Origin of the sequence: Paenibacillus sp. LPE1-1-1.1 (assembly GCF_040676435.1) — a bacterium.
GTDB lineage: Bacteria > Bacillota > Bacilli > Paenibacillales > Paenibacillaceae > Pristimantibacillus.
In genome coordinates this window covers 1596318-1616652 of the sequence record NZ_JBEGHY010000001.1, presented here as the reverse complement: position 1 = coordinate 1616652, position 20335 = coordinate 1596318, and the positions used below count along the sequence as shown (strand labels likewise).

General features: G+C 49.5%; 19 protein-coding genes and 2 other annotated features (2 of these 21 only partly in view). Of the genes, 18 read left to right on the top strand and 1 reads right to left on the bottom strand.

Annotated features, from left to right (window positions below; genetic code table 11):
* Nucleotides 1-176 (top strand) — a binding site (T-box leader); it begins 65 nt to the left of the window's first position.
* A 57-nt stretch (nucleotides 177-233) separates the two neighbouring features.
* The 5 genes from MRBLPE1_RS07020 (at nucleotide 234) to MRBLPE1_RS07000 (ending at nucleotide 7054) form a co-directional block, all read left to right on the top strand.
* Nucleotides 234-2876 carry a valine--tRNA ligase gene (locus MRBLPE1_RS07020; protein ID WP_364143285.1) on the top strand — a complete coding sequence of 881 codons (2643 nt, stop codon included), beginning with the start codon at nucleotides 234-236 and terminating at the stop codon, nucleotides 2874-2876.
* 30 nt (nucleotides 2877-2906) lie between these two features.
* A complete protein-coding gene (locus tag MRBLPE1_RS07015; RefSeq protein WP_364143282.1) occupies nucleotides 2907-4292 on the top strand; it encodes a bifunctional folylpolyglutamate synthase/dihydrofolate synthase in 1386 nt (461 codons plus the stop codon).
* A gap of 7 nt (nucleotides 4293-4299) precedes the next feature.
* Complete coding sequence (gene murC / locus MRBLPE1_RS07010; protein WP_364143280.1) at nucleotides 4300-5694, top strand: UDP-N-acetylmuramate--L-alanine ligase; 1395 nt, start codon at nucleotides 4300-4302, stop codon at nucleotides 5692-5694.
* 661 nt (nucleotides 5695-6355) lie between these two features.
* The gene (locus MRBLPE1_RS07005; protein WP_364143277.1) at nucleotides 6356-6601 is read left to right on the top strand and encodes a hypothetical protein; all 246 of its coding nucleotides are present in this window, start codon (nucleotides 6356-6358) and stop codon (nucleotides 6599-6601) included.
* Nucleotides 6602-6631: 30 nt separating this feature from the next.
* A complete protein-coding gene (locus tag MRBLPE1_RS07000; protein ID WP_364143274.1) occupies nucleotides 6632-7054 on the top strand; it encodes a hypothetical protein in 423 nt (140 codons plus the stop codon).
* Between the two features lie 996 nt (nucleotides 7055-8050).
* On the opposite strand, the gene MRBLPE1_RS06995 is transcribed toward MRBLPE1_RS07000, so the two are convergent.
* Nucleotides 8051-8185 (bottom strand): hypothetical protein, encoded by a 135-nt coding sequence (locus MRBLPE1_RS06995; RefSeq protein WP_364143271.1) that lies wholly within the window; start codon nucleotides 8183-8185, stop codon nucleotides 8051-8053.
* Nucleotides 8186-8409: 224 nt separating this feature from the next.
* On the opposite strand from MRBLPE1_RS06995, the gene MRBLPE1_RS06990 reads away from it, so the two are divergent.
* The 13 genes from MRBLPE1_RS06990 (at nucleotide 8410) to MRBLPE1_RS06930 (ending at nucleotide 20206) form a co-directional block, all read left to right on the top strand.
* The gene (locus MRBLPE1_RS06990) at nucleotides 8410-9912 is read left to right on the top strand and encodes an SPOR domain-containing protein (RefSeq protein WP_364143268.1); all 1503 of its coding nucleotides are present in this window, start codon (nucleotides 8410-8412) and stop codon (nucleotides 9910-9912) included.
* Between the two features lie 61 nt (nucleotides 9913-9973).
* A complete protein-coding gene (locus tag MRBLPE1_RS06985; RefSeq protein WP_364143265.1) occupies nucleotides 9974-10216 on the top strand; it encodes a DUF4321 domain-containing protein in 243 nt (80 codons plus the stop codon).
* 54 nt (nucleotides 10217-10270) lie between these two features.
* Nucleotides 10271-10900 carry a Maf family protein gene (locus MRBLPE1_RS06980; protein WP_364143262.1) on the top strand — a complete coding sequence of 210 codons (630 nt, stop codon included), beginning with the start codon at nucleotides 10271-10273 and terminating at the stop codon, nucleotides 10898-10900.
* A gap of 189 nt (nucleotides 10901-11089) precedes the next feature.
* Nucleotides 11090-11779, top strand: a complete 690-nt coding sequence (gene radC / locus MRBLPE1_RS06975) for a RadC family protein (RefSeq protein ID WP_364143259.1) — start codon at nucleotides 11090-11092, stop codon at nucleotides 11777-11779.
* A gap of 39 nt (nucleotides 11780-11818) precedes the next feature.
* On the top strand, nucleotides 11819-12850 hold the full coding sequence (locus MRBLPE1_RS06970; protein WP_308998534.1) for a rod shape-determining protein: 1032 nt from the start codon (nucleotides 11819-11821) through the stop codon (nucleotides 12848-12850).
* A gap of 58 nt (nucleotides 12851-12908) precedes the next feature.
* Entirely contained in the window at nucleotides 12909-13772 is an 864-nt protein-coding gene (gene mreC / locus MRBLPE1_RS06965) for a rod shape-determining protein MreC (protein WP_364143256.1), read from the top strand.
* A complete protein-coding gene (mreD, locus tag MRBLPE1_RS06960) occupies nucleotides 13769-14293 on the top strand; it encodes a rod shape-determining protein MreD (RefSeq protein WP_364143254.1) in 525 nt (174 codons plus the stop codon). Before mreC ends, mreD begins: the two co-directional genes overlap by 4 nt.
* 65 nt (nucleotides 14294-14358) lie before the next feature.
* Nucleotides 14359-15024 (top strand): septum site-determining protein MinC, encoded by a 666-nt coding sequence (locus MRBLPE1_RS06955; RefSeq protein WP_364143251.1) that lies wholly within the window; start codon nucleotides 14359-14361, stop codon nucleotides 15022-15024.
* A 3-nt stretch (nucleotides 15025-15027) separates the two neighbouring features.
* Nucleotides 15028-15819, top strand: a complete 792-nt coding sequence (gene minD / locus MRBLPE1_RS06950; protein WP_364143248.1) for a septum site-determining protein MinD — start codon at nucleotides 15028-15030, stop codon at nucleotides 15817-15819.
* A 7-nt stretch (nucleotides 15820-15826) separates the two neighbouring features.
* Nucleotides 15827-16972 (top strand): FtsW/RodA/SpoVE family cell cycle protein, encoded by a 1146-nt coding sequence (locus MRBLPE1_RS06945; RefSeq protein ID WP_364143245.1) that lies wholly within the window; start codon nucleotides 15827-15829, stop codon nucleotides 16970-16972.
* A 160-nt stretch (nucleotides 16973-17132) separates the two neighbouring features.
* The gene (locus MRBLPE1_RS06940) at nucleotides 17133-18044 is read left to right on the top strand and encodes a M23 family metallopeptidase (RefSeq protein ID WP_364143242.1); all 912 of its coding nucleotides are present in this window, start codon (nucleotides 17133-17135) and stop codon (nucleotides 18042-18044) included.
* Nucleotides 18037-18918, top strand: a complete 882-nt coding sequence (locus tag MRBLPE1_RS06935) for a M50 family metallopeptidase (RefSeq protein ID WP_364143241.1) — start codon at nucleotides 18037-18039, stop codon at nucleotides 18916-18918. Before MRBLPE1_RS06940 ends, MRBLPE1_RS06935 begins: the two co-directional genes overlap by 8 nt.
* Nucleotides 18919-18955: 37 nt before the next feature.
* Nucleotides 18956-20206 (top strand): Rne/Rng family ribonuclease, encoded by a 1251-nt coding sequence (locus MRBLPE1_RS06930; protein WP_364143238.1) that lies wholly within the window; start codon nucleotides 18956-18958, stop codon nucleotides 20204-20206.
* Between the two features lie 84 nt (nucleotides 20207-20290).
* Nucleotides 20291-20335 (top strand) — a sequence feature (ribosomal protein L21 leader region); it runs 45 nt beyond the window's last position.

Here is a 20335-nt window from a genome sequence, read left to right as displayed (position 1 = left end):
GGTTCCGCAGGAAGTGACTGCTACGAGTCGCCCCGGAGTTGCCTGAGCCAAGTACGAGCAACCTGTGCTCTACCGAAGTCAGGCCGGCCGCAGCCGTTATCTGTTTGAGTGTCATGCGGATCTTGTTCGCGTGGAACAAAGGTGGTACCACGGAAGCTAAACCTTTCGTCCTTTATGATAAGGGCGATAGGTTTTTTTTGTTTTTGTAGATCGATTTATGGAGGATGGAACGAATGTCAGAAAATCAAATGACAACTGCAATGCCGACAACCTATGATCCGAAGGCAGCCGAGCAGAAATGGTACGATTACTGGATGCAGGGAAAATTTTTCGAGGCAGGCAAACGCCCGGATGCGGAAACCTATACGATTGTTATACCGCCGCCTAACGTTACCGGAATGCTGCATATCGGTCATGCGCTAGATTTTACGCTGCAGGATATTTTGATCCGAACAAAGCGGATGCAGGGGTATGATGCGCTTTGGCTGCCGGGAACAGACCATGCAGGGATAGCGACTCAAACAAGAGTGGAGCAAAAGCTGCGGGAGCAAGGGATCTCCCGTTACGATCTTGGCCGTGAAGCCTTCCTCGAGAAGGTGTGGGAATGGAAGGATGAGTATGCGAATACGATTCGCGACCAATGGGCGAAAATGGGCCTTTCCCTCGACTATTCAAGAGAACGGTTTACGCTTGACGAAGGTCTCTCGAAGGCTGTCCGCGAGGTGTTTGTCCGTCTCTACGAGAAGGGCTTGATTTACCGCGGCAAAAAAATCATTAACTGGGATCCTGCCGCTCGCACGGCTCTGTCCGATATCGAGGTTGAGCATAAAGAGATTAACGGGCATTTGTATCATCTCAAATATCCGCTTAAAGACGGATCAGGCTTTATTACCGTTGCAACGACACGTCCGGAAACGATGCTCGGCGACTCGGCGGTTGCCGTCCATCCCGAAGATGACCGCTATAAGCATCTGATCGGCCAGATGATCGTGCTTCCGGTTGTTGGGCGCGAGATTCCGATTATCGCCGACGAGTATGTGGATAAAGAATTCGGTTCAGGCGCGGTGAAAATAACGCCGGCCCATGATCCGAATGATTTTGAGGTAGGCGAACGCCACGGACTGCCGCAGATTATTGTCATGGACGAGACGGGCACGATGAATGCGGAAGCGGGTCCGTATCAGGGCCTTGACCGCGCGGAATGCCGCAAGCAGCTTGTCAAGGATTTGCAGGAGCAGGGAGTATGCGTCGAAATCGAAGATCATGTGCACCAGGTTGGACACAGCGAGCGCAGCGGCGCAGTAGTAGAGCCGTACCTTTCCACGCAATGGTTCGTAGCCATGAAGCCTCTTGCCGAAGCAGCAATCGCGGCCCAGAAGGCTGGTAAGGGCGTCAATTTCGTACCGGAGAGATTCGAGAAAATTTATTTGCATTGGATCGAAAACGTACGCGACTGGTGTATTTCCAGGCAGCTGTGGTGGGGCCACCGAATTCCGGCTTGGTATGACGAAGCGACCGGCGAGATGCATGTTTCCCGAGAGGACATGGCAGGAGATCATCTTAGCCAGGACAACGACGTGCTCGATACTTGGTTCAGCTCCGCGCTGTGGCCGTTCTCGACGCTGGGCTGGCCGGATCAAACAGAGGATCTGAAACGTTTTTACCCGACGGATGTACTTGTAACAGGCTATGACATCATCTATTTCTGGGTGGCGCGGATGATCTTTACGGCGCTTGAGTTTACGGAGCAGTCTCCGTTCAAGGATGTGCTGATTCACGGTCTCGTTCGCGACTCCGAAGGTCAGAAGATGTCGAAGTCAAAGGGCAACGGCGTTGATCCGCTCGAGGTTATTGAGAAATACGGCGCGGATGCGATGCGCTATATGATTTCGACAAGCAGCACGCCGGGACAGGATTTGCGTTTCCGCTGGGAGAAGGTTGAGCAAGCGCGCAACTTTGCGAACAAGATATGGAATGCCTCGCGCTTTGCGCTGATGAATCTAGAAGGCGTTGAAGCCGGGGATATTGATATTACGGTTAACCTAGGCACGGCAGACCGTTGGATTTTGCATCGCTTGAATGAAACCGTTCGTGACGTGACCCGTCTAATCGAGAGCTATGAATTTGGCGAAACCGGACGGATCCTGTACAACTTCATATGGGATGATCTTTGCGACTGGTACATTGAATTCGCTAAGCTTAGCCTTTATGGCACGGACGAAGCGGCCAAAAAAGCAACGCAATCGGTGCTCGCGTACGTGCTTGACCGCACGCAGCGTCTGATTCACCCGTTCATGCCGTATATCAGCGAAGAGATTTGGCAGCATTTGCCTCATCAAGGCGACACGATCACATTGGCTGAATGGCCGGTATATGACAAGGCGCTTGAGGCGCCGGATGCCGTTAAAGAGATGGAGCTGTTGATGGAAATGATCCGCGCGGTACGGAACATCCGTGCGGAAGTGAACGTGCCGATGAGCAAAAAGATTGAAATGCTGATCAAGCCGTCCAGCGAGGCGGAAGCGGCGATCATGTCCCGCAATGAAGAGTTCATTAAACGTTTCTGCGGTACTTCAAGCTTGGAGACCGGCCTGCATGTCAACGCGCCGGACAAAGCAATGACGGCTATCCTAACCGGAGCAGAGCTCTATTTGCCGCTTGCAGGCTTGATCGATATCGAGCAGGAAATCGCCCGTCTTGAGAAGGAGCACCAGCATTTAAACGCTGAGGTGGAGCGGGTCGAGAAGAAGCTTGGCAATGAGGGCTTCGTAGCGAAGGCACCGGCTAAAGTCATTGACGAAGAGCGCGCCAAAATGAACGATTATGCAGACAAACGCGACAAGGTACTTGCTAGAATTGCGGAATTGCGCGGATAACGCTGCAAAACGGAAGAAGGTACGATTAAGATGACGAATCAACAGATAGAGCAGCGGCCAAAAGGGCCGCTGCAATCCTACCGGGAAGCGGTGGATTGGATCAACGGGCTTATTCCATTCGGTATTCGTCCGGGGCTTGAACGGATTGAAAAGCTGATGGAGCTGTTAGAAAATCCGCATCGCAGACTAAAATTTATTCACATTGCAGGAACGAACGGCAAAGGCTCGACTTGCGCGTATCTGACCAGCGTTTTGCTGCGCGGCGGATATGACGTAGGAACGTTTACATCGCCGTATATTACGAAGTTCACAAACCGTTTTCAATATAACGGCATCGATATAGAAGAAGAAACGCTGCTTAGGCTGGCGAATGAGCTGAAGCCACATGTTGAGGCGCTTGCCGAAACGGAGCTTGGCTCACCAACGATGTTTGAAGTATCGACCGCGCTTGCCATTCTTTTTTACGCGAAGGTTACTTATCCCGATTATGTCGTATGGGAGACTGGCCTTGGCGGACGTCTTGACGTGACGAATATTGTGCAGCCTGTCGTAACGGTGATTACGAATATCGGACATGACCATATGGACCGGCTCGGCGATACCATCGAAGCTGTGGCGAGCGAGAAGGCCGGCATCATCAAAGCCGGGATTCCGGTCATTAGCGCGGTAGCTCAGCCTGAGGCGGTTGATGTCATCAAGCGTGTCGCAGCGGAGAAGAAAAGCACGCTTTACCTGCTCGGGGAGCAATTCCATGAAACGGCGCTTTCGGTTCGCGAAAATGAGCAAACCTTCCGCTTTGATAATTTATTCCGGAGCATCGAGCCGTTAACGATCACGCTAAACGGCGCGCATCAACGGACCAATGCAGCTGTTGCGGTTATGACCCTTGAGGTGCTGCGCCAATACAATGCGTTAGTAGTCGAAGATGATATTTTGGCAGAAGGACTGAAAGCAGCGGCATGGCCTGGACGCCTGGAAATGGTATCACAGCAGCCCCGCATTCTTATCGACGGCGCACATAATCCTGAAGGCGCGGAATCGCTTGCGGATGCGCTGACCAACACATATAAGTATGACCGTTTACATCTCATGATGGGGATGCTGGAGAATAAGAATCATCAGGAAGTACTTAAGCATATACTACCAATAGTGGATACGCTTATTGTGACCGAGCCTGATTTTCGAATGAAAAAAGAAGCCTCTGCATTGGCTGAATTGGTACATGAAATGCGGCAGCAGCAGCCGGATAAGTATGCTTTTGAGCTTGTAGTAGAACAAAATTGGCATACAGCATTACAAAAACTACAACAGTTAACCGGGGAAACAGACCTCGGGGTCGTAACAGGCACGCTTTATTTAATTGCTGACGTTCGCTCCCGCATTTTGTATGACTCGGATTCTGAAAAAGGTTGGTGAACCGTCTTTGAATACGGCAGAACACGTTCATTTCATCGGAATCGGCGGTTACGGAATGAGTGCCATTGCCCGCGTTATGCTGGAAATGGGCTATAAAGTGACTGGGTCCGATGTCGCGCGTCAAGAATTAACAGAGAAGCTTGCAGCAAATGGTGCCAGCATTTTTATCGGTCATCAGCCGGAGCATGTGAAGGGCGCGGACCTGGTCGTTTACTCGACAGCGCTCTCCAAGGATAACGTTGAACGGGTGGCAGCGGAGGAGCTGAACATTCCAGTGCTGCACCGATCGCAAATGCTCGCTAGATTAATGAACGCAGGCAAAGGCATCGCGGTAGCCGGCGCGCATGGGAAGACGACCACGTCTTCGATGATCGCGCTTGTCATGGAAAATTGCGATGCGGATCCTACCTATATTATCGGCGGAGAAATCGTTAATGTAGGAACCAACGCTAAAGCAGGCAAAGGCGAGTATGTCGTGGCCGAAGCGGATGAAAGTGATGGCTCGTTCCTTCATTACCATCCGACACTGGCTATCGTGACGAATATTGAGCCGGATCATCTTGAAAATTATGACGGCGATTTCGGTAAGCTGAAAGCCGCTTATGTACAATTTTTGCAGCAGGTGAAATCGGACGGCAAGGCGATTGTATGCGCGGATGACGAGACGGTTAACGAACTGATACCGCAAGTGTATAAAGGGAATATCGATAAATCGCAGCTGATCACCTACAGTATTGATAACGATGCAGACTATAAGGCGCAAAATATCGTGCTTGGAGACCGCAAGGTATCCTTTACGATGACGCATAACGGAGCAACCCTGGGAGAAGTGGAGCTTTCGGTTCCAGGTCTCCATAATGTGTATAACGCGATGGCTACGATTATTACTTGTCTTGAATCAGGCCTGCACTTTGACAAAATCGCGGTTGCGATTCAAGCGTTTAGAGGCGCTAAGCGACGCTTTCAGGTGCTGGGCGAAGTCAACGATATTTTGGTCATTGACGATTATGCCCACCACCCGACAGAGATCAGAGCGACGATCAGCGCGGCTAAGGCGACAGGCAAACGCATTATTGCGGTATTTCAGCCGCAGCGCTATACGCGTACTTTTTTCCTGTTCGAGCAATTCAGCCGTGCATTTCCTGAGGCGGACGAAGTCATCATTACCGATATTTACTCTCCTGCGGGAGAGCTTCAAATTGAGGGCGTGACCTCGCTTAAGCTGGTAGAGCTGATTAAGAGCAACAGCAATGCCAATACGGTTTATCTTCCAACCAAGGAAGAAGTGTTCGACTATTTGTCAGGACGGGTCGCGCCAGGCGATCTGGTCATCACAATGGGAGCAGGCGACATTTGGAAGGTAGCGGATTCGCTGGCCAAATCGTTGAAATCAAACCATTAAACAATTAATGCCCGGCGGTTCCTTTTTGGAATCATCGGGCATTTTGTGTTTTTAGCGATAATTGGGGGAATCGCAATGTTTGAAGCACGGGATTAAGCGGGAGCGTACGCACAAGAATGAATGAGCACCAGTGCGAGTCAGAGCATGCGCGCGTGCAAAGAGGATAACGGGAGCGCGGGTTATCTTAGACATATCCTTGCGTGCCGGTATGCAGTGGGCGGAAATTGATGGCAATGAATGAAAAATGATGGCGAATAATTAGATTAGCACTATTTTCAGAAGAGGTTCTTACGCTGCATAAACTGCATTGTAAATCTAACATCGCACTCCTTCAACCGGCTACGATGCAGAAAATGCAACAGAAAGCACTCCCAAAGGATGAAAATCAATCGAAACTAAGTATTCTATTGCATATTCTACATTGTAGGTTGAAGGTTGCTGGGCTGCGTCGCATTCTGTTGTATAGAATGCAGTGTAGCAATGGAGGCGTAATGCGGGCTTAGAGGATGATGAAGTTCTAAAGGTATTGAATTTTTCCGAAAGTTGTAGAGGGGAATTTCAATAGTGTAAGGCAAATCGGTAGCTGGATTTTGCTAGAGTGTGTTAGGTCGGCGTGCAGACAGGTGCAGGTTTGTCAGAAACATAAAGGATGTGGTCGGATTTGACTGAAATAGACGCATTAATTGACATTCTTGAATCAAGCGGAACGGAACTTCAGGTGGATGAACTTTCTAAAATAAATTCCTTAATTTCGGAAATGAATATTAGCAGACAACTGGGATTGAGCGGAGAACTGACGTCTAAAGCAAACAGTAGACTATACCATGCAATGAACCAGATTGTCCTTATACCGGCCGCTAAGGAGCATATCGCGTATTCATATTTTGCTGGAAGAATCGAGAAATAACTCCGGCTGGGTGACAGCCTTCTGGAGGAGTTGCTCCATGCATTTGCTGCGACAGGATATTTGGCTCTTGTCAGTCTAGTAATAGCTGCGATAAAACGAGATCGTCTCTCGCTCAGGCAGCTTGAACAAGCCGGAAAAATAATCGAAGATAAGACATTTATGAAAGAAGCGACAGCTTTTAGATATAGAGAGGCAGTCAAGGCAGGCTTCATATTAAATTCGGAAGATGTACTGAGCCTGCTGAGTATGAGAGCGTATTCGACTTTGGATTATATTTTAGAGAGGAAGGCAGCGACAAGAGAAGGGTTGAGCGTATTTTCGGAGCCTCAGCTGGGCGAAAAGGACAGAAAAATCAAGCGCGGCTTATATGAAAAGGCTAGTCAAGTCTTATCGGAATCAAGTCGAGCAGACAGTTTGATTTGGGGGACGTTGTGGGATAGGAAGGGGATATAAAAGGGCTTTATCGCAAAAAAGAGTAAGCACCAATATTTTAGCAAATGACTAACCGCAAAAGTTCCTCATCTTTTCTGCATAATCTCATCGAGTAATTATTCCAATATTATTCTCTTTTCCCGAAAAAGAGGATATGCTTCCACACTGTCCTTTATGGACGTTGCTCACCAGCACCATTCAGCACTTTGACTTTAACCTATTCGCTTGCTTTTTGTTCAATCTATTAGCTGGATTTTCAGGTTTCCAATTGCTAATTTCTTTTCCTTTGCAAGCTAGGGGCCACGCGAAAATGGGGAGCCTACGAAACGGAAACATAGGTTGCCAAACCATATTAGCCGGCAGAAGCAAATAACAGGAAAAATTCCCGTTAATCGTTCTATGAAGGCATAGAGGTTTGATTTAACGGGAAATTATCCATCTAGATTCGAGGCTGAATGGCTAAATGAGGCATGATCAGCATATTAGCAGGAGTTATTCCAGTTAAATGATCTAAAACCGATAATGGAAAAGAATTAGCAGGGGTTTTCCCAGTTAAATGTGATCGGTGTCGTGTCGGTACATGCTGATTAAGTCCAGCTCACATAGAAACGAAACGGAGGTGTAGGTTGCGCAAATCATGTTCGCCGGCAGAAGCAAATAACAGGAAAAATTCCCGTTAATCGTTCTATGAGGCATAGAAGATTGATTTAACGGGAATATCTCCATCTAATTTTATGGCTGAATGGCTATATGAGGCATGATCAGCATATTAGCAGGAGTCATTCCAGTTAAATGATCTAAAACCGATAATGGAAAAGAATTAGCAGGGGTTTTTCCAGTTAAATGTGATCGGCGTCGTGTCGGTACATGCTGATTAAGTCCAGCTCACCTAGAAACGATACGGATACATAGGTTGCGCAATTAAGTTCGCCGCCCATCAAAGCAATGCGTGTCTCGCAATGACAAAGGCTTCTTCATCTTCTGTTCTTCTGCTGTCCCCATACGAAGCGATGTCCCTCACGTGCAGTTGTGCTCCCCATACACAGTCGCTCCCCACGAGCAGCCATGCTCCCCATACGCAGCCGTGTCCCTCACGTGAAGCTTGTGCTCCCCATGTGCAACATCCCCCTCACGTGCAGCTGTGCTCCTCATGTGCAACATTCCCCCTCAAAAGCAGCCGTGCTCCCCATGAGCAAGATGCCCTCCACGCAGCCGTGCCCACATGCGCAACGTGCCCTCTATGATCAGCCATGCCCCCATACGGACACGATAATCGAAGCAGCTCCAAAAAAAGCGGAAGACCTGCCGTCTTCGGTCTAAATCTCTTAAAAGTCTCATAGATTAATACTAGAAGAAAGGGACAAGGAGTGGTTATCGTGACGCAAAAAAACCGGATTACTTACCGTTTCGATCGGAACGGGCAAACCGTTGGCGGAGAAGGGCACCGCATGGATAAACAGCAGGAGGGCCTTGAGAGCAATGCAGCTGCCACGGCCAGCATGGCACCGAATACGAATACGATTCCGAATAAACCAGCTAAAATGAATGTCATTCCACTATATCCTTCTACGGATCAGCATGCGATTAGCGAAGTTAGCCCTTGGAACAGTCCGTTTCAAGAGGACATTGCCGCATTGGAGCAGCTGATCCGAAATTCGGATGCAAAGCCGGAACCAGCACAGCCGAAACCGGCGATTCCGCCAAAGGAAAAGACATCTGCCGTAAAGCCTGCCGATATGCCAAAGGCAATGCCAAACGCATTACCGACCGCGAAGCCAATCGTTAAGCCAATCGTTAAGCCAATAGAAAAGCAAGCCGCATTCGAGGCAGACGATGGGCCGGACTATAATCAGGCTGCTGGAGATGAAAGCTTTTATTTTGCAAATGATGGTCGTCAGGTTCCCCCTCCTTATGAGGAGGAGCTTCTATACGCAGAATCAACAAGCAATAAGCGTCAATATTCTAGAATGAAAAGCAAGGCTGGAGCGCCTTCTTGGTTTAACGTGTTCTTATCGGTGGCGGCCGCGCTGGCTACAGGCGCGTTGTTTGGCTATTTGCTGTTGTCTTTGTTTACGGGGGGGAGCATCTTCCCGAGCGGAACAGGAAACAAGCCCGATTCCGAGGCGGTTACAGGCAATATTTCGAACGATGAGACTGGCGCTAATACAGTCGTTGGTGATACGGAAAACACCGGAGAGCAGGCAGCGGGCGATACAACGGATCCCAATCCCGATGCAAATACGGCGATGGCCAGCCTTAAGGGCCTGGATCAGACCTATTATTTACTGCAGTTCGGTGTATTCAGCAATACGGCGGGCAGGGACGCTGCGCTCGAACAGCTGGGGCAGAAAGGTCTTGCAGGAGCAGCAATAAACAGCGCAGCCGATTATCGCGTTTATGCGGGCATGGGAAGCGACCGTAGCAAAGCGCAGGCGATCCGGGGATTGCTGCCGGATATTGATCTATTCATTAAAGAAGTTAGCCTCAACTACCCTGCGAAAATTCCGTTCACGGGCGAATCAGAAGCCGCGCAAAGCTTCTTTGAACGGACAGGAGCAATCGTCCAAATGTTGGATGATTTAACATTAGCGCAGCTGGAGCAGCCAGCTTTGTCTCCCCTGAGCACGGCAGCGGCAGCCGCGTGGCAAGCCGAGCATCAGCAATGGACAGAAAATGCCGCAGCGATGCGAATAGGTATACTAGACGCGGATGGAAAAGCCTATCTTGATCAAATCATACAAGCTATAAATTCAGCTGCCAAATCGATGGAAGCTTATGATAAAAAGCCATCTCAAGCCCATTTATGGTCAACGCAAAAAGCGGTTATGAATGCGGTCATTGCGCAAAAAGAATGGTTTGCGACCATCAGCGCATTGTAAACGAATAGCTTCATGCGTATAATGGTCTTAGGTGTCATTTCATGGCGAGAGGCGTTGAAAGATGAAGAAAAACGGCTGGATACTTCTCATTTTTATCATACTTGGCTTAATTGCCGGCGCTTTGGTAGCGCAGTGGCTGGCCCCCGTTTCAGGCATCTCTTTTTTAACGAAACCAATCGAAACGACATGGTCTCCCGCTATTGATCTCTATGTACTCAGTTTCAACCTGACGCTTCATTTGCAGCTCAGCCTGTTCAGCATCATCGGAGCTTGCCTTGCAATATGGTTGTACCGCAAAATGTAGAGCAGCGGCTATTGGCCGCTAGAGGAAAGCACGAAGGAGCGCAGCAATAATTTTATGGCATATAACCAATCACGCAACGAAGCGATCAGTCAGCTAGTACTGGCCTCTTCGTCACCGCGCCGGAAGGAACTGGTCGCATCGCTGGACCTTTCTTTGCCGGTTTATATTTTGTCTACTGACACGGATGAAACGATCGAAGCAGGCTGGTCGCCGGCACAAGTCGTCGAGCAGCTCAGCTTAAGAAAAGCGAATGCGGCCATACCGCTGCTACAACAAAAGCAGGAGGATGGAGCGTCAATAATCATTGGCGCGGACACAATTGTCGTGCTAGACGGCGATGTGCTAGGCAAGCCTGCGGATGATGAAGAGGCGAAATCCATGCTTACGCGTCTCCAGGGACGCTGGCATGAAGTGTACTCCGGCGTCGCTTGCGTGAACTCCGCCACTGGCGAAGCGAAGGTTGCGCACCGCATGACCAGAGTGATGATGAAACCTCTCAGCGAGAACCAGATTGCCAGATACGCAGCTACCGGGGAACCTCGCGACAAGGCAGGCTCTTACGGCATACAAGGCTTAGGGTCAACCATTGTGGAGCGGATCGACGGCTGTTATTTTAATGTCGTCGGCCTGCCGTTATCGCTGTTGTCTGATATGCTGGCGACCTATGACATTGCTGTTTTTTGATGTGTAACATTGGATAAGCTTGCACTAGCAATTCTGCTTATATATCTCCGCGAAACGATTGTTTTTGCCGCGGAGGAAGCCATTAGCCGGTTACGTTTGGACCTAAGCTTTTATGATTTCGATCGGATTTTTTTTCAAGAATTAGGCAGGATATGAATAAACGATTCTTTGAAAAGGCGGGATTGGGACATGTTGCCGCAACCAATGATTTTGCGTGATGTCCCCCATGAAGAACGTCCAAGAGAGCGCATGATGAAATATGGGGCAGAAGCACTTAGCCATACCGAATTGCTTGCAATCTTATTGCGTACGGGCACGCAGCGTCAATCTGCCGTACATTTGGCGGGCGCGATATTAAAGCAATGCGGCAGCTTGCGTAACCTGATGGATATGAGCATGGAAGAAATGACAGCCATTCGGGGAATTGGCCCTGCCAAAGCGATTCAGCTTCGAGCGGGCATAGAACTGGGAAGAAGGATTTCGCGCAGTCAGATCGGCGAGGCGGTTATCGTACGGAAGCCGCAGGATGCGGCGGACTATGTGATGGAAGAGCTCCGCTATTTGAAAAAGGAGCACTTCGTATGTTTGTTTTTGAACACCAAAAATCATATTATAGCCCGCGAGACCTTGTCGGTCGGTACGCTTAACGCATCGCTTGTTCATCCTCGCGAAGTATTCCGTGCAGCCATTTCGCGCAGCAGCGCGTCTATTATCTGTGTTCATAATCACCCAAGCGGCGATCCAACGCCAAGCCCGGAAGACATTTCGTTAACCAAACGCCTAGTAGAGGCCGGACAGCTCCTCGGAATAGAAGTGCTTGACCATTTAGTTGTCGGAGACGGTAGATTCGTAAGTTTGAAGGAACAAGGCCATATGTAATATAATAAAGCGATGTGGCAATTAGAAGGGAGCAACAACATGTTTGGTGGTTTTTCGAAAGATTTAGGTATTGATTTAGGGACAGCTAATACGCTGGTATTCGTTAAGGGCAAAGGAATCGTGGTAAGGGAGCCGTCAGTGGTGGCCCTTCGTACTGATACAAAAACAATCGAGGCCGTAGGCGAGCAAGCCAAAAAAATGATCGGAAGAACGCCTGGCAACATTCGCGCCGTTCGCCCTATGAAAGACGGCGTTATCGCCGATTTCGAGACGACGGCAACGATGATAAAATATTTTATTCGTCAAGCCCAGAAGCAGCGTTCTTTATTTCCCCGCCATCCAAACGTCATGGTATGCGTTCCGTCGGGTATCACGGCGGTAGAGAAGCGTGCCGTAGAGGATGCTACCAAGCAAGCTGGGGCACGCGAGGCTTATACGATTGAAGAGCCGTTTGCCGCAGCAATTGGCGCTGACCTGCCCGTGTGGGAGCCAACAGGCAGCATGGTTGTCGATATCGGCGGTGGCACGACGGAGGTAGCCGTGATTTCATTGGGCGGTATCGTTACGGCGCGTTCCATTCGCGTAGCGGGCGACGAGATGGATGAGGCCGTTACGCAATACATTAAGAGACAATACAATTTGATGATCGGTGAACGTACCGCTGAACAGCTGAAGATGGAGATTGGTTCAGCGCTGCCGTTTGACCGTCCCGAAAAGATCGAAATCCGCGGACGCGATCTTGTATCCGGCTTGCCTAAGACGCTAGCCATTACATCCGACGAAATTACGGAAGCATTAGCCGATACGGTCAACGCGATTGTAGATGCGGTTAAGGTAACGCTTGAAAAATGTCCTCCGGAGCTTTCTGCCGATATTATGGATCGGGGAATCGTACTTACGGGCGGCGGCGCTTTGCTGCGCAATTTGGACAAGCTCCTGCAGCGTGAAACGGGCATGCCGGTTATCGTTGCGGATAATCCGCTGGACTGCGTGGCGATCGGCACTGGCCGTTCGCTTGATAATATTCATTTATTTAAAGCTAGAAGCTCAGCATCTCGTTCGAGACGCTAAATACGGTCCACAGGGGAAACGGATATGAAATGGGCAGGTGATCGAGCTGTTTAAGCTAATGCGAAATAAGCGTATGTTTATGCTTATGATCGGGTTTATTTTGTGCATAGCGGTCATCGGCTTCTCGCTAAGCGATCGCAAGGAATTATCATGGCCGGAGAAATTTCTAAAGGACTCGGCAGCATACGTGCAGCAATGGTTTTACAAGCCCGCTGGTTATATAGCGGGCTTCTTTGAGGATATCAGCAATTTGCGCACAATCTATGAAGAAAACGAGCAGCTGCGCATTACGGCTGCCGCTTACTCTCGCGATAAGATAAATTACAACTTCGTAGAGAAAGAGAATAAACGTCTGCAAGAGGCACTATCGTTCACAGATCGGCAGAAGGAAATGTATAATTATAAATATTTGATCGCACAGGTCATTTCCGTGAGCAATGAAGCGAACAATCGGACAATGACGATTAATTTAGGCTCCAAAAACGGCATTAAACCGAATATGGCCGTAACGACCATTGACGGCTTGATCGGATTGGTCAGCTCGGTAACGCCGTTTACGGCGGCCGTAACGCCAATTACCGAGCTGGATGAAGCATCGCCAACGTTCAATTCCATCGCGGTAACGATCATGGGACGCGAGGATGATTCCTTTGGTATTTTGAGCAGCTACAATAAGGAAACATCCAGAATCGTCATGACGAAAATCGCGGAAACCGATAAAATGCAGATTACGGATACCGTCATCACATCGGGGCTTGGAAACGTGTATCCTAGAGGGCTTGTCGTTGGGACTGTGGAGTCCTTGCAGCTCGGCGATTTCGGGCTTACTTACACGGCTTCGGTAAAGCTGGCAGCCAGCTTCGATCACTTGACTGAGGTGTTTGTCGTTCAGGTTCCTGAATTGGAGGCTGCCGACAAATGAGCATGAACCGAATTATCCTGCTGATGGTTCTCCTTTTCATCGTCGAGGGAGCTGTGATGCCATGGATTATTCCTGCCGGCTTCGGCCACCGGATCATTCCTCACTTTGTTTTCGTGATGGTTATTTTCTCGGGGCTGTACAGCAAACGCCATCTGGCCTTGCTGCTGGGCGCCAGCTTCGGCATGCTTCAGGATGTTGTTTATTTTGGACATTTGCTTGGGATTAATGCTTTTGTTATGGGGTTAATGGGCTATTATACGGGCGTGCTTCTTGAGCGCCGCCGTTCAACGATCATGATGGCTATCTCCGTTATTGGTTTTGCCTGTATCTTGTATGACAGTGTCATATACTTTATTTACAGCGTTTTTCGGATTACGAATGAAAGCTATGCTTGGGCACTCATTGACCATATTCTTCCGAGCTTGTTCTTGCAGCTGGCTTTTGCGCTTGCTTGTTACGTGCCGGCGAGAAGATTGTTTGAAGGACAAACGAAAGCGAACGCGGAAAAAGATGAGGAATAATATAATCGTTCAGGCAGGATTTTACTAGTCTCATCAAGAATCCATTAGGTTGGGGAGGGACGAACGTGACCGATAGGCAGCATATTATTATAAAAGGTGTAAAAGAAGGTCTCGTCTTCCTTCTCGACGATAAATGTGAATTCGCGACGCTCCTGGATGAACTGCAGTACAAGCTGGAGAAAACGCATCAGCAGCTGCTCACTGGCCCGCTCGTACACGTACACGTGAAGCTTGGCGCTAGGCAGGTCACAGATGACGACAAGGACCGAATCAAAAATGTGATTCGGTCTCAAGGTAACCTAATGGTACAATCCGTCGAGTCCGACGCTCCTAAGGCGGATTCTCAGTCAGGACTGCAGCCTAACCTACAAGTGCTAACGTCTATCATACGCTCCGGCCAAACCTATGAGCATGATGGGGATTTACTTTTAATCGGCGATTTGAATCCAGGCGGCACCCTTATGTGCACAGGCGACATTTATGTGCTTGGAGCATTGCGCGGCACAGCGCATGCGGGGATTGGCGGACGAACCGATGTGATCATCGCAACATCGCTCATGCGCCCTACCCAGCTCCGCATTGCAGATGTAATCAGCAGACCGCCCGAGGAATGGATGACCGGCGATGCTTCAATGGAGTTCGCCTTCCTGAGCGAAGGCCGAATGCAAATCGATAAGCTAGCGCAATTATTCCGCATACGGCATAATCCTATAATGTTTAAAGGAGTGTAGAATATGGGAGAAGCGATTGTTGTAACATCAGGTAAAGGCGGCGTTGGGAAGACGACCACCTCGGCCAACCTGGGTACCGCGCTAGCTTTGCTTGGCAAAAAAGTATGTATGGTTGATACCGATATTGGACTTCGTAACCTAGATGTGGTCATGGGACTGGAGAATCGGATCATTTATGATTTGGTTGACGTTGCCGAAGGCCGCTGCCGTTTAAATCAGGCACTTGTGAAGGACAAACGCTTTGACGAGCTTTACATGCTGCCTGCCGCTCAGACGAAGGATAAGGATTCCGTTACGCCTGAGCAGGTTCGCAATATGATTTTAGAGCTCAAGAAAGAGCATGATTACGTCATCATCGATTGCCCCGCAGGCATTGAACATGGCTTTCGGAATGCGATCGCAGGTGCAGACCGGGCAATCGTCATTACGACGCCGGAAAACGCAGCCGTCCGTGATGCTGACCGGGTAATCGGTTTGCTTGAGCAGGAAAAAATACCTAGTAAGCTTATCATCAACCGTATTCGTCAAAATATGATGAAATCCGGCGAAATGCTTGATATCGATGAAATTTGTCAAGTTCTGGCTGTCGATCTTGTTGGCATCGTGCCTGATGACGAGAAGGTGATTTCCGCGGCAAACAGCGGAGAGCCGACCGTTATGAATCCGGCTTCTCGCGCAGCTATTGCCTATCGGAACATTGCGCGCCGTATCCTCGGCGATATGGTTCCGCTCATGCTGCTTGATGAGAAAGCGGGAGCGTTCAAACGTTTCCGTAAGTTTCTTGGAATAGGATGATTACGAATTGCTTAACAAACTAAAAAAGCTGGACTGGGGAATTCTGATTATTTTAGTGTTCCTCATGATTATCAGTACGGTTGTTATCCATAGCGCTACCGCAAATTTTCCTAAATATGCGGGTTCAGATACGAGACAGCTTGGTTATTACGCGTTAGGTTTTTTTGTCGCAATCGCGGCAACGCTGTTTGATTACCGAATCGTGCTGAAAAACTGGTATATTCTTTACGGCATAGGCGTGACGATGTTGATTCTCGTATATTTTTTCGGTGCGGTCATCAACGGCGCAAGAGGCTGGTTCGTCATAGCGGGCCAATCCTTCCAGCCCGCGGAAATCGTCAAGATTGTGCTTATTATCGGTATCGCCTATCTGATGGGACGCAGGCAGGGAGACCGGCTGACGGTAATGCATGATTTGCTTCCGATAGCGGCATTCGCTTTTTTACCGTTTATGCTCGTCATGATTCAGCCTGATTTAGGCAATGCGATTATATATCTGGTTATCGTGCTTGGCATGCTGTGGATCGGAAACGTAAAATATACGCATGTTGTTGCAGGGCTTGCTGTCGTTGTTGCGGGATTAGTTTTGTTTGTCACGCTTTTCAATATGTTTAACCAGGAAATTTTTAATTACTTGGATGATAGGGAAATGGGACACTGGCATAAGCGGATCAATACGTTTATCAATCCGGAGACCGCTACGGCCAATGACAAGCATCAATCGGAAAATGCGCAAATTGCCATCGGCTCCGGCGGTTTAAGCGGTGACGGCTATTTGCAAGGGGATATGAAAAACGGCGGCTTCGTGCCTTATCCGTATTCGGATTCGATATTTGTCGTAATCGGGGAGGAATTTGGTTTCCAAGGCTCAGCCATACTCCTGCTCCTTTATTTCCTTCTCATTTATCGCATGATCATCATAGCCTTCAAATGTTATGATTTGCGAGCCTCCTTTATCGTCATCGGGATCGTGTCCATGTATGTCTTCCAGGTGTTCCAGAACATCGGGATGATGATTGGCATTATGCCGATTACGGGAATTACGCTTCCCTTTGTAAGCTACGGAGGAACTTCTCTCCTGCTTAACATGCTGTCAATCGGACTCGTTTTCAGCATCAAAGCGCATCAAGAAAAATATGAGCTGGCCGATTAAGGCCATCCTGCAGACAAAGCTGCTCCTGAACGGATCTCATCCGTATCGGGGACGGCTTTTTTTGTCGTTGCCGCGTCCGCATACTTGTCTCACTCCCCACATATCCATGTATAAAGAAACAAGCTGTCGCAATGACGATGGAAGCGGGGAGGAAAACGAAATGCCGATGAAGGAAAGCGGAAAGCAGCGGGGGCAGCAGAAAGGCAAGAACGTATCGGATCGATCGTCACGAGATGCGCAAACCGAGGACCTGTACGCAAATTCAACCGTTCCCTACAAGCATGAATATTTTGAGGGGGATGAGCGGGAAGAGCTCGATCCGGAGGTGGTCTGGAAAACAAATCCGAATCCTTGGGCCAGCTGGGGAGACGAAAATGGCTTTATGGATAAAAAGACCTTTGTCAAACCGCCCGATCTCACGGGCAAAAAGGATCCGGGGCATGGGCCGGGCAAGCATACCTTCCGCAAGGAGCTGAAATGGAAGCTGGCGATCGCGATGCTGCTTTTTGCAGCCGTATGGGCCATGTTCCGTTATGACAATGAATACACGCTTAAAGGACAAGCGCTCGTTAAACAGGCGCTTGCCGATGAAATCGATTTTGCGGCAGCTGCGGCTTGGTATAATGAAACGTTTGCGGGCGCGCCTTCCTTTATTCCTATCTTTAAGGATAACGGCGGAGCCGCAGTAGGCGCGGACGGGACGGTTAAGCTGCCGATTGTCTCTCCACTGGAGGGGGGTTCGCTTGTGAGGACCTTCGCGGAGCTTCTGAGCGGCATCGAGCTGGCTGGAAAGTCTGAGGGGCAGGTTGTGGCTGCCGAGACGGGGCGCGTGCTGTTATTGACCGAACAAGACGAGAAAGGATCTACGATCGTCATTCAGCATGCCAACCAGCGCGTAACGGTATACGGGCTGCTCGGCGCAACAAAGGTAAGCGTGAACGACTGGGTTGAAGCGGGAGATCCTATCGGCAATTTGTTAAAGGCAGAGGGAACGCAGCCGAGTTTGCTCTATTTTGCCGTGAAGCAAAACGACCTGTACATCGATCCGGTGGGTGTGATACCGATTGATTAAATGGAAAGGGATTTTATGGTCGGTCCATCCGTTGTTTGTCATCATTATGCTTGGATCGGTCATGACCGGATATTTTGCCGAGCTCATTACGTTGTTTTTACTCGTGCTGGTGCATGAGCTTGGCCATGTATTCGTAGCCTTAGGCTTCGGCTGGACGGTGCGCGAAGTAAAGCTGCTGCCTTTCGGAGGCGTTGTGGAGGTAGAGGAAGCCGGAGGCCTGCCCGCAAAAGAGGAAGCGGTAGTAGCTATTGCAGGTCCGCTGCAAAATGTGTGGATGGGGCTTGCGGCTTGGGGCTGCGGACAGCTGGGCTTGTGGGACCCGGAATGGGCGGCCTATGTTTGGAAGGCGAATTTGATGATTGGTTTATTTAATCTATTGCCGATACATCCCCTTGATGGCGGGAAGCTGCTGCAGGCAGCCTTAAGCTATACGGTTAATTACTATAAAATGCTGCTGTGGTCAGCCCGCATCAGCATGGTGTTCAGCGCGTTGATGATCATAGCCGCGCTGCTTCCGTGGCTGATGTCCAAGGATGGCATCCAGCTCAATTTGTTGATTGTCGGTATTTTTCTTGTCATGACGAATTGGACGTATTATCGCAGCGTTCCCTTTTTATTTTACCGTTTTTTGATGTACCGCGAGCGCATTTCCTTGCAAGCCCTCACGATGGGGCATATCGCAAGTCCGATCATCGTGAACGGAAAACAGTCGATTATCTCGGTAGCGCGTTTGTTTCAAAGGGAAAGATACCATTTGATTTATATGGTGGAGGCGCACAGCAAGGAAGTGAAGGTGCTGCCGGAGCAGAAGATCGTCGAGGGCTGCCTGTCCGAAAATAATCCCAACCGTGCAGTGTCGGAGCTTTTCAGTTAAAATAGATGAAAAGCATACTGGCAGGTGATAGTCGGGAATGAAGCAAATGTTGATGCACGTCCATGGAGAGATGCTGCAAACCGCAGTGCTGGAGAATGGCCGCCTAGTCGAATTTTTCATGGAAAAATCTAAAGCAAGCAGTTTGGTCGGCAATGTCTACAAAGGTCGTGTCGTAAACGTTCTGCCAGGCATGCAGTCGGCATTCGTTGATGTGGGACTAGCCAAAAATGCTTTTTTGTATATTGATGAACTGCTCCACCCGCATTTGGAGAAGCAGCCTCAGCAAAAGCCGCTCATACAAGACCTGGTGAAGCCGGGTCAGGAGCTGCTCGTTCAAGTGATGAAAGAGCCGCTTGGCGGTAAGGGGGCACGCGTGACGACGCATTTTACGCTGCCCGGCCGCTGGCTTGTCTATATGCCGAACGCTGATTATGTCGGCGTCTCGAAGAAAATCGGCACCGAGGGCGAGCGTGCCCGCTTGCGGTACATCGGGGAGAAGCTGCGGGAACAAGAAGAAGGAATCATTCTTCGAACCGCCGCTGCGTCCGAGAGCGAGCTGTCCTTGCAGACGGATGTCGTGCAGCTAAGGGAAATTTGGCATAGCATCGTACAGAGGAGTCTGGATGCGAAGCCGCCCAGCGAGCTGCATAGGGAAGCGGGATTAATGCGCCGTGCCGTGCGCGATACCTTAACAACCGATATGGATGAGATTTGGATTGACCATGCCGTCAGATTTGAGGAAGCGTCGGCCCTGCTGGAGGAAATGACTCCTCAGCTGCGCGGGCGTCTGAAGCGCTACGAGCCTAAGCAAGGCTTATCCCTATTTGATGCGTATCGGGTGACGGAGCAGGTGACGAAGGCTTTCGAGCGCAAAATCCCGCTTACATGCGGGGGGCATCTCATCTGGGAAGAGACGGAAGCGCTGACGGTTATCGATGTGAACACGGGGAAATTTACGGGCTCCTCGGGTTTGGAAGACACCGTTTTTCGCACCAATATGGAAGCGGCCGAGGAAATTGCCAGATTGCTTAGAGTAAGAGACGTAGGCGGAATCATCATTATTGATTTTATCGATATGGAGCAGGACAAGCATCGCGAGCAGGTGATGCAGCGCTTGGTCGAGAAATCCCGCAATGATCAAACGAAATGTACGATTTTGGGCTGGACCAAGCTTGGCTTGATCGAAATGACGAGAAAAAAAGCGCGTGAAAATGCGGTTCATCAGCTTACGGAGCGCTGCCCTGCCTGCGGCGCTCATTCAACCAAACGGAATGATTCATATAAATAATCGTATTTTTCTTAGCGGATCAATTGATATAGCTTGCATAGTATGGTACACTCTTTGGGTGTGTGTCTCGTACCTCGTAAGGAATGAGATGTACAAGTACCGCTCCGATTGGGTAAATAAGCGTATGCG

Excerpts from the sequence above, each read along its gene's own strand:
- MRBLPE1_RS07020 (WP_364143285.1), top strand. The coding sequence starts at position 234 with ATGTCAGAAAATCAAATGACAACTGCAATGCCGACAACCTATGATCCG.
- MRBLPE1_RS07015 (WP_364143282.1), top strand. The coding sequence starts at position 2,907 with ATGACGAATCAACAGATAGAGCAGCGGCCAAAAGGGCCGCTGCAATCC.
- MRBLPE1_RS06995 (WP_364143271.1), bottom strand. The coding sequence starts at position 8,185 with ATGAGGAGCACAGCTGCACGTGAGGGGGATGTTGCACATGGGGAGCAC.
- MRBLPE1_RS06985 (WP_364143265.1), top strand. The coding sequence starts at position 9,974 with ATGAAGAAAAACGGCTGGATACTTCTCATTTTTATCATACTTGGCTTA.
- MRBLPE1_RS06980 (WP_364143262.1), top strand. The coding sequence starts at position 10,271 with ATGGCATATAACCAATCACGCAACGAAGCGATCAGTCAGCTAGTACTG.
- radC (WP_364143259.1), top strand. The coding sequence starts at position 11,090 with ATGTTGCCGCAACCAATGATTTTGCGTGATGTCCCCCATGAAGAACGT.
- MRBLPE1_RS06970 (WP_308998534.1), top strand. The coding sequence starts at position 11,819 with ATGTTTGGTGGTTTTTCGAAAGATTTAGGTATTGATTTAGGGACAGCT.
- mreC (WP_364143256.1), top strand. The coding sequence starts at position 12,909 with ATGCGAAATAAGCGTATGTTTATGCTTATGATCGGGTTTATTTTGTGC.
- mreD (WP_364143254.1), top strand. The coding sequence starts at position 13,769 with ATGAGCATGAACCGAATTATCCTGCTGATGGTTCTCCTTTTCATCGTC.
- minD (WP_364143248.1), top strand. The coding sequence starts at position 15,028 with ATGGGAGAAGCGATTGTTGTAACATCAGGTAAAGGCGGCGTTGGGAAG.
- MRBLPE1_RS06940 (WP_364143242.1), top strand. The coding sequence starts at position 17,133 with ATGCCGATGAAGGAAAGCGGAAAGCAGCGGGGGCAGCAGAAAGGCAAG.
- MRBLPE1_RS06930 (WP_364143238.1), top strand. The coding sequence starts at position 18,956 with ATGAAGCAAATGTTGATGCACGTCCATGGAGAGATGCTGCAAACCGCA.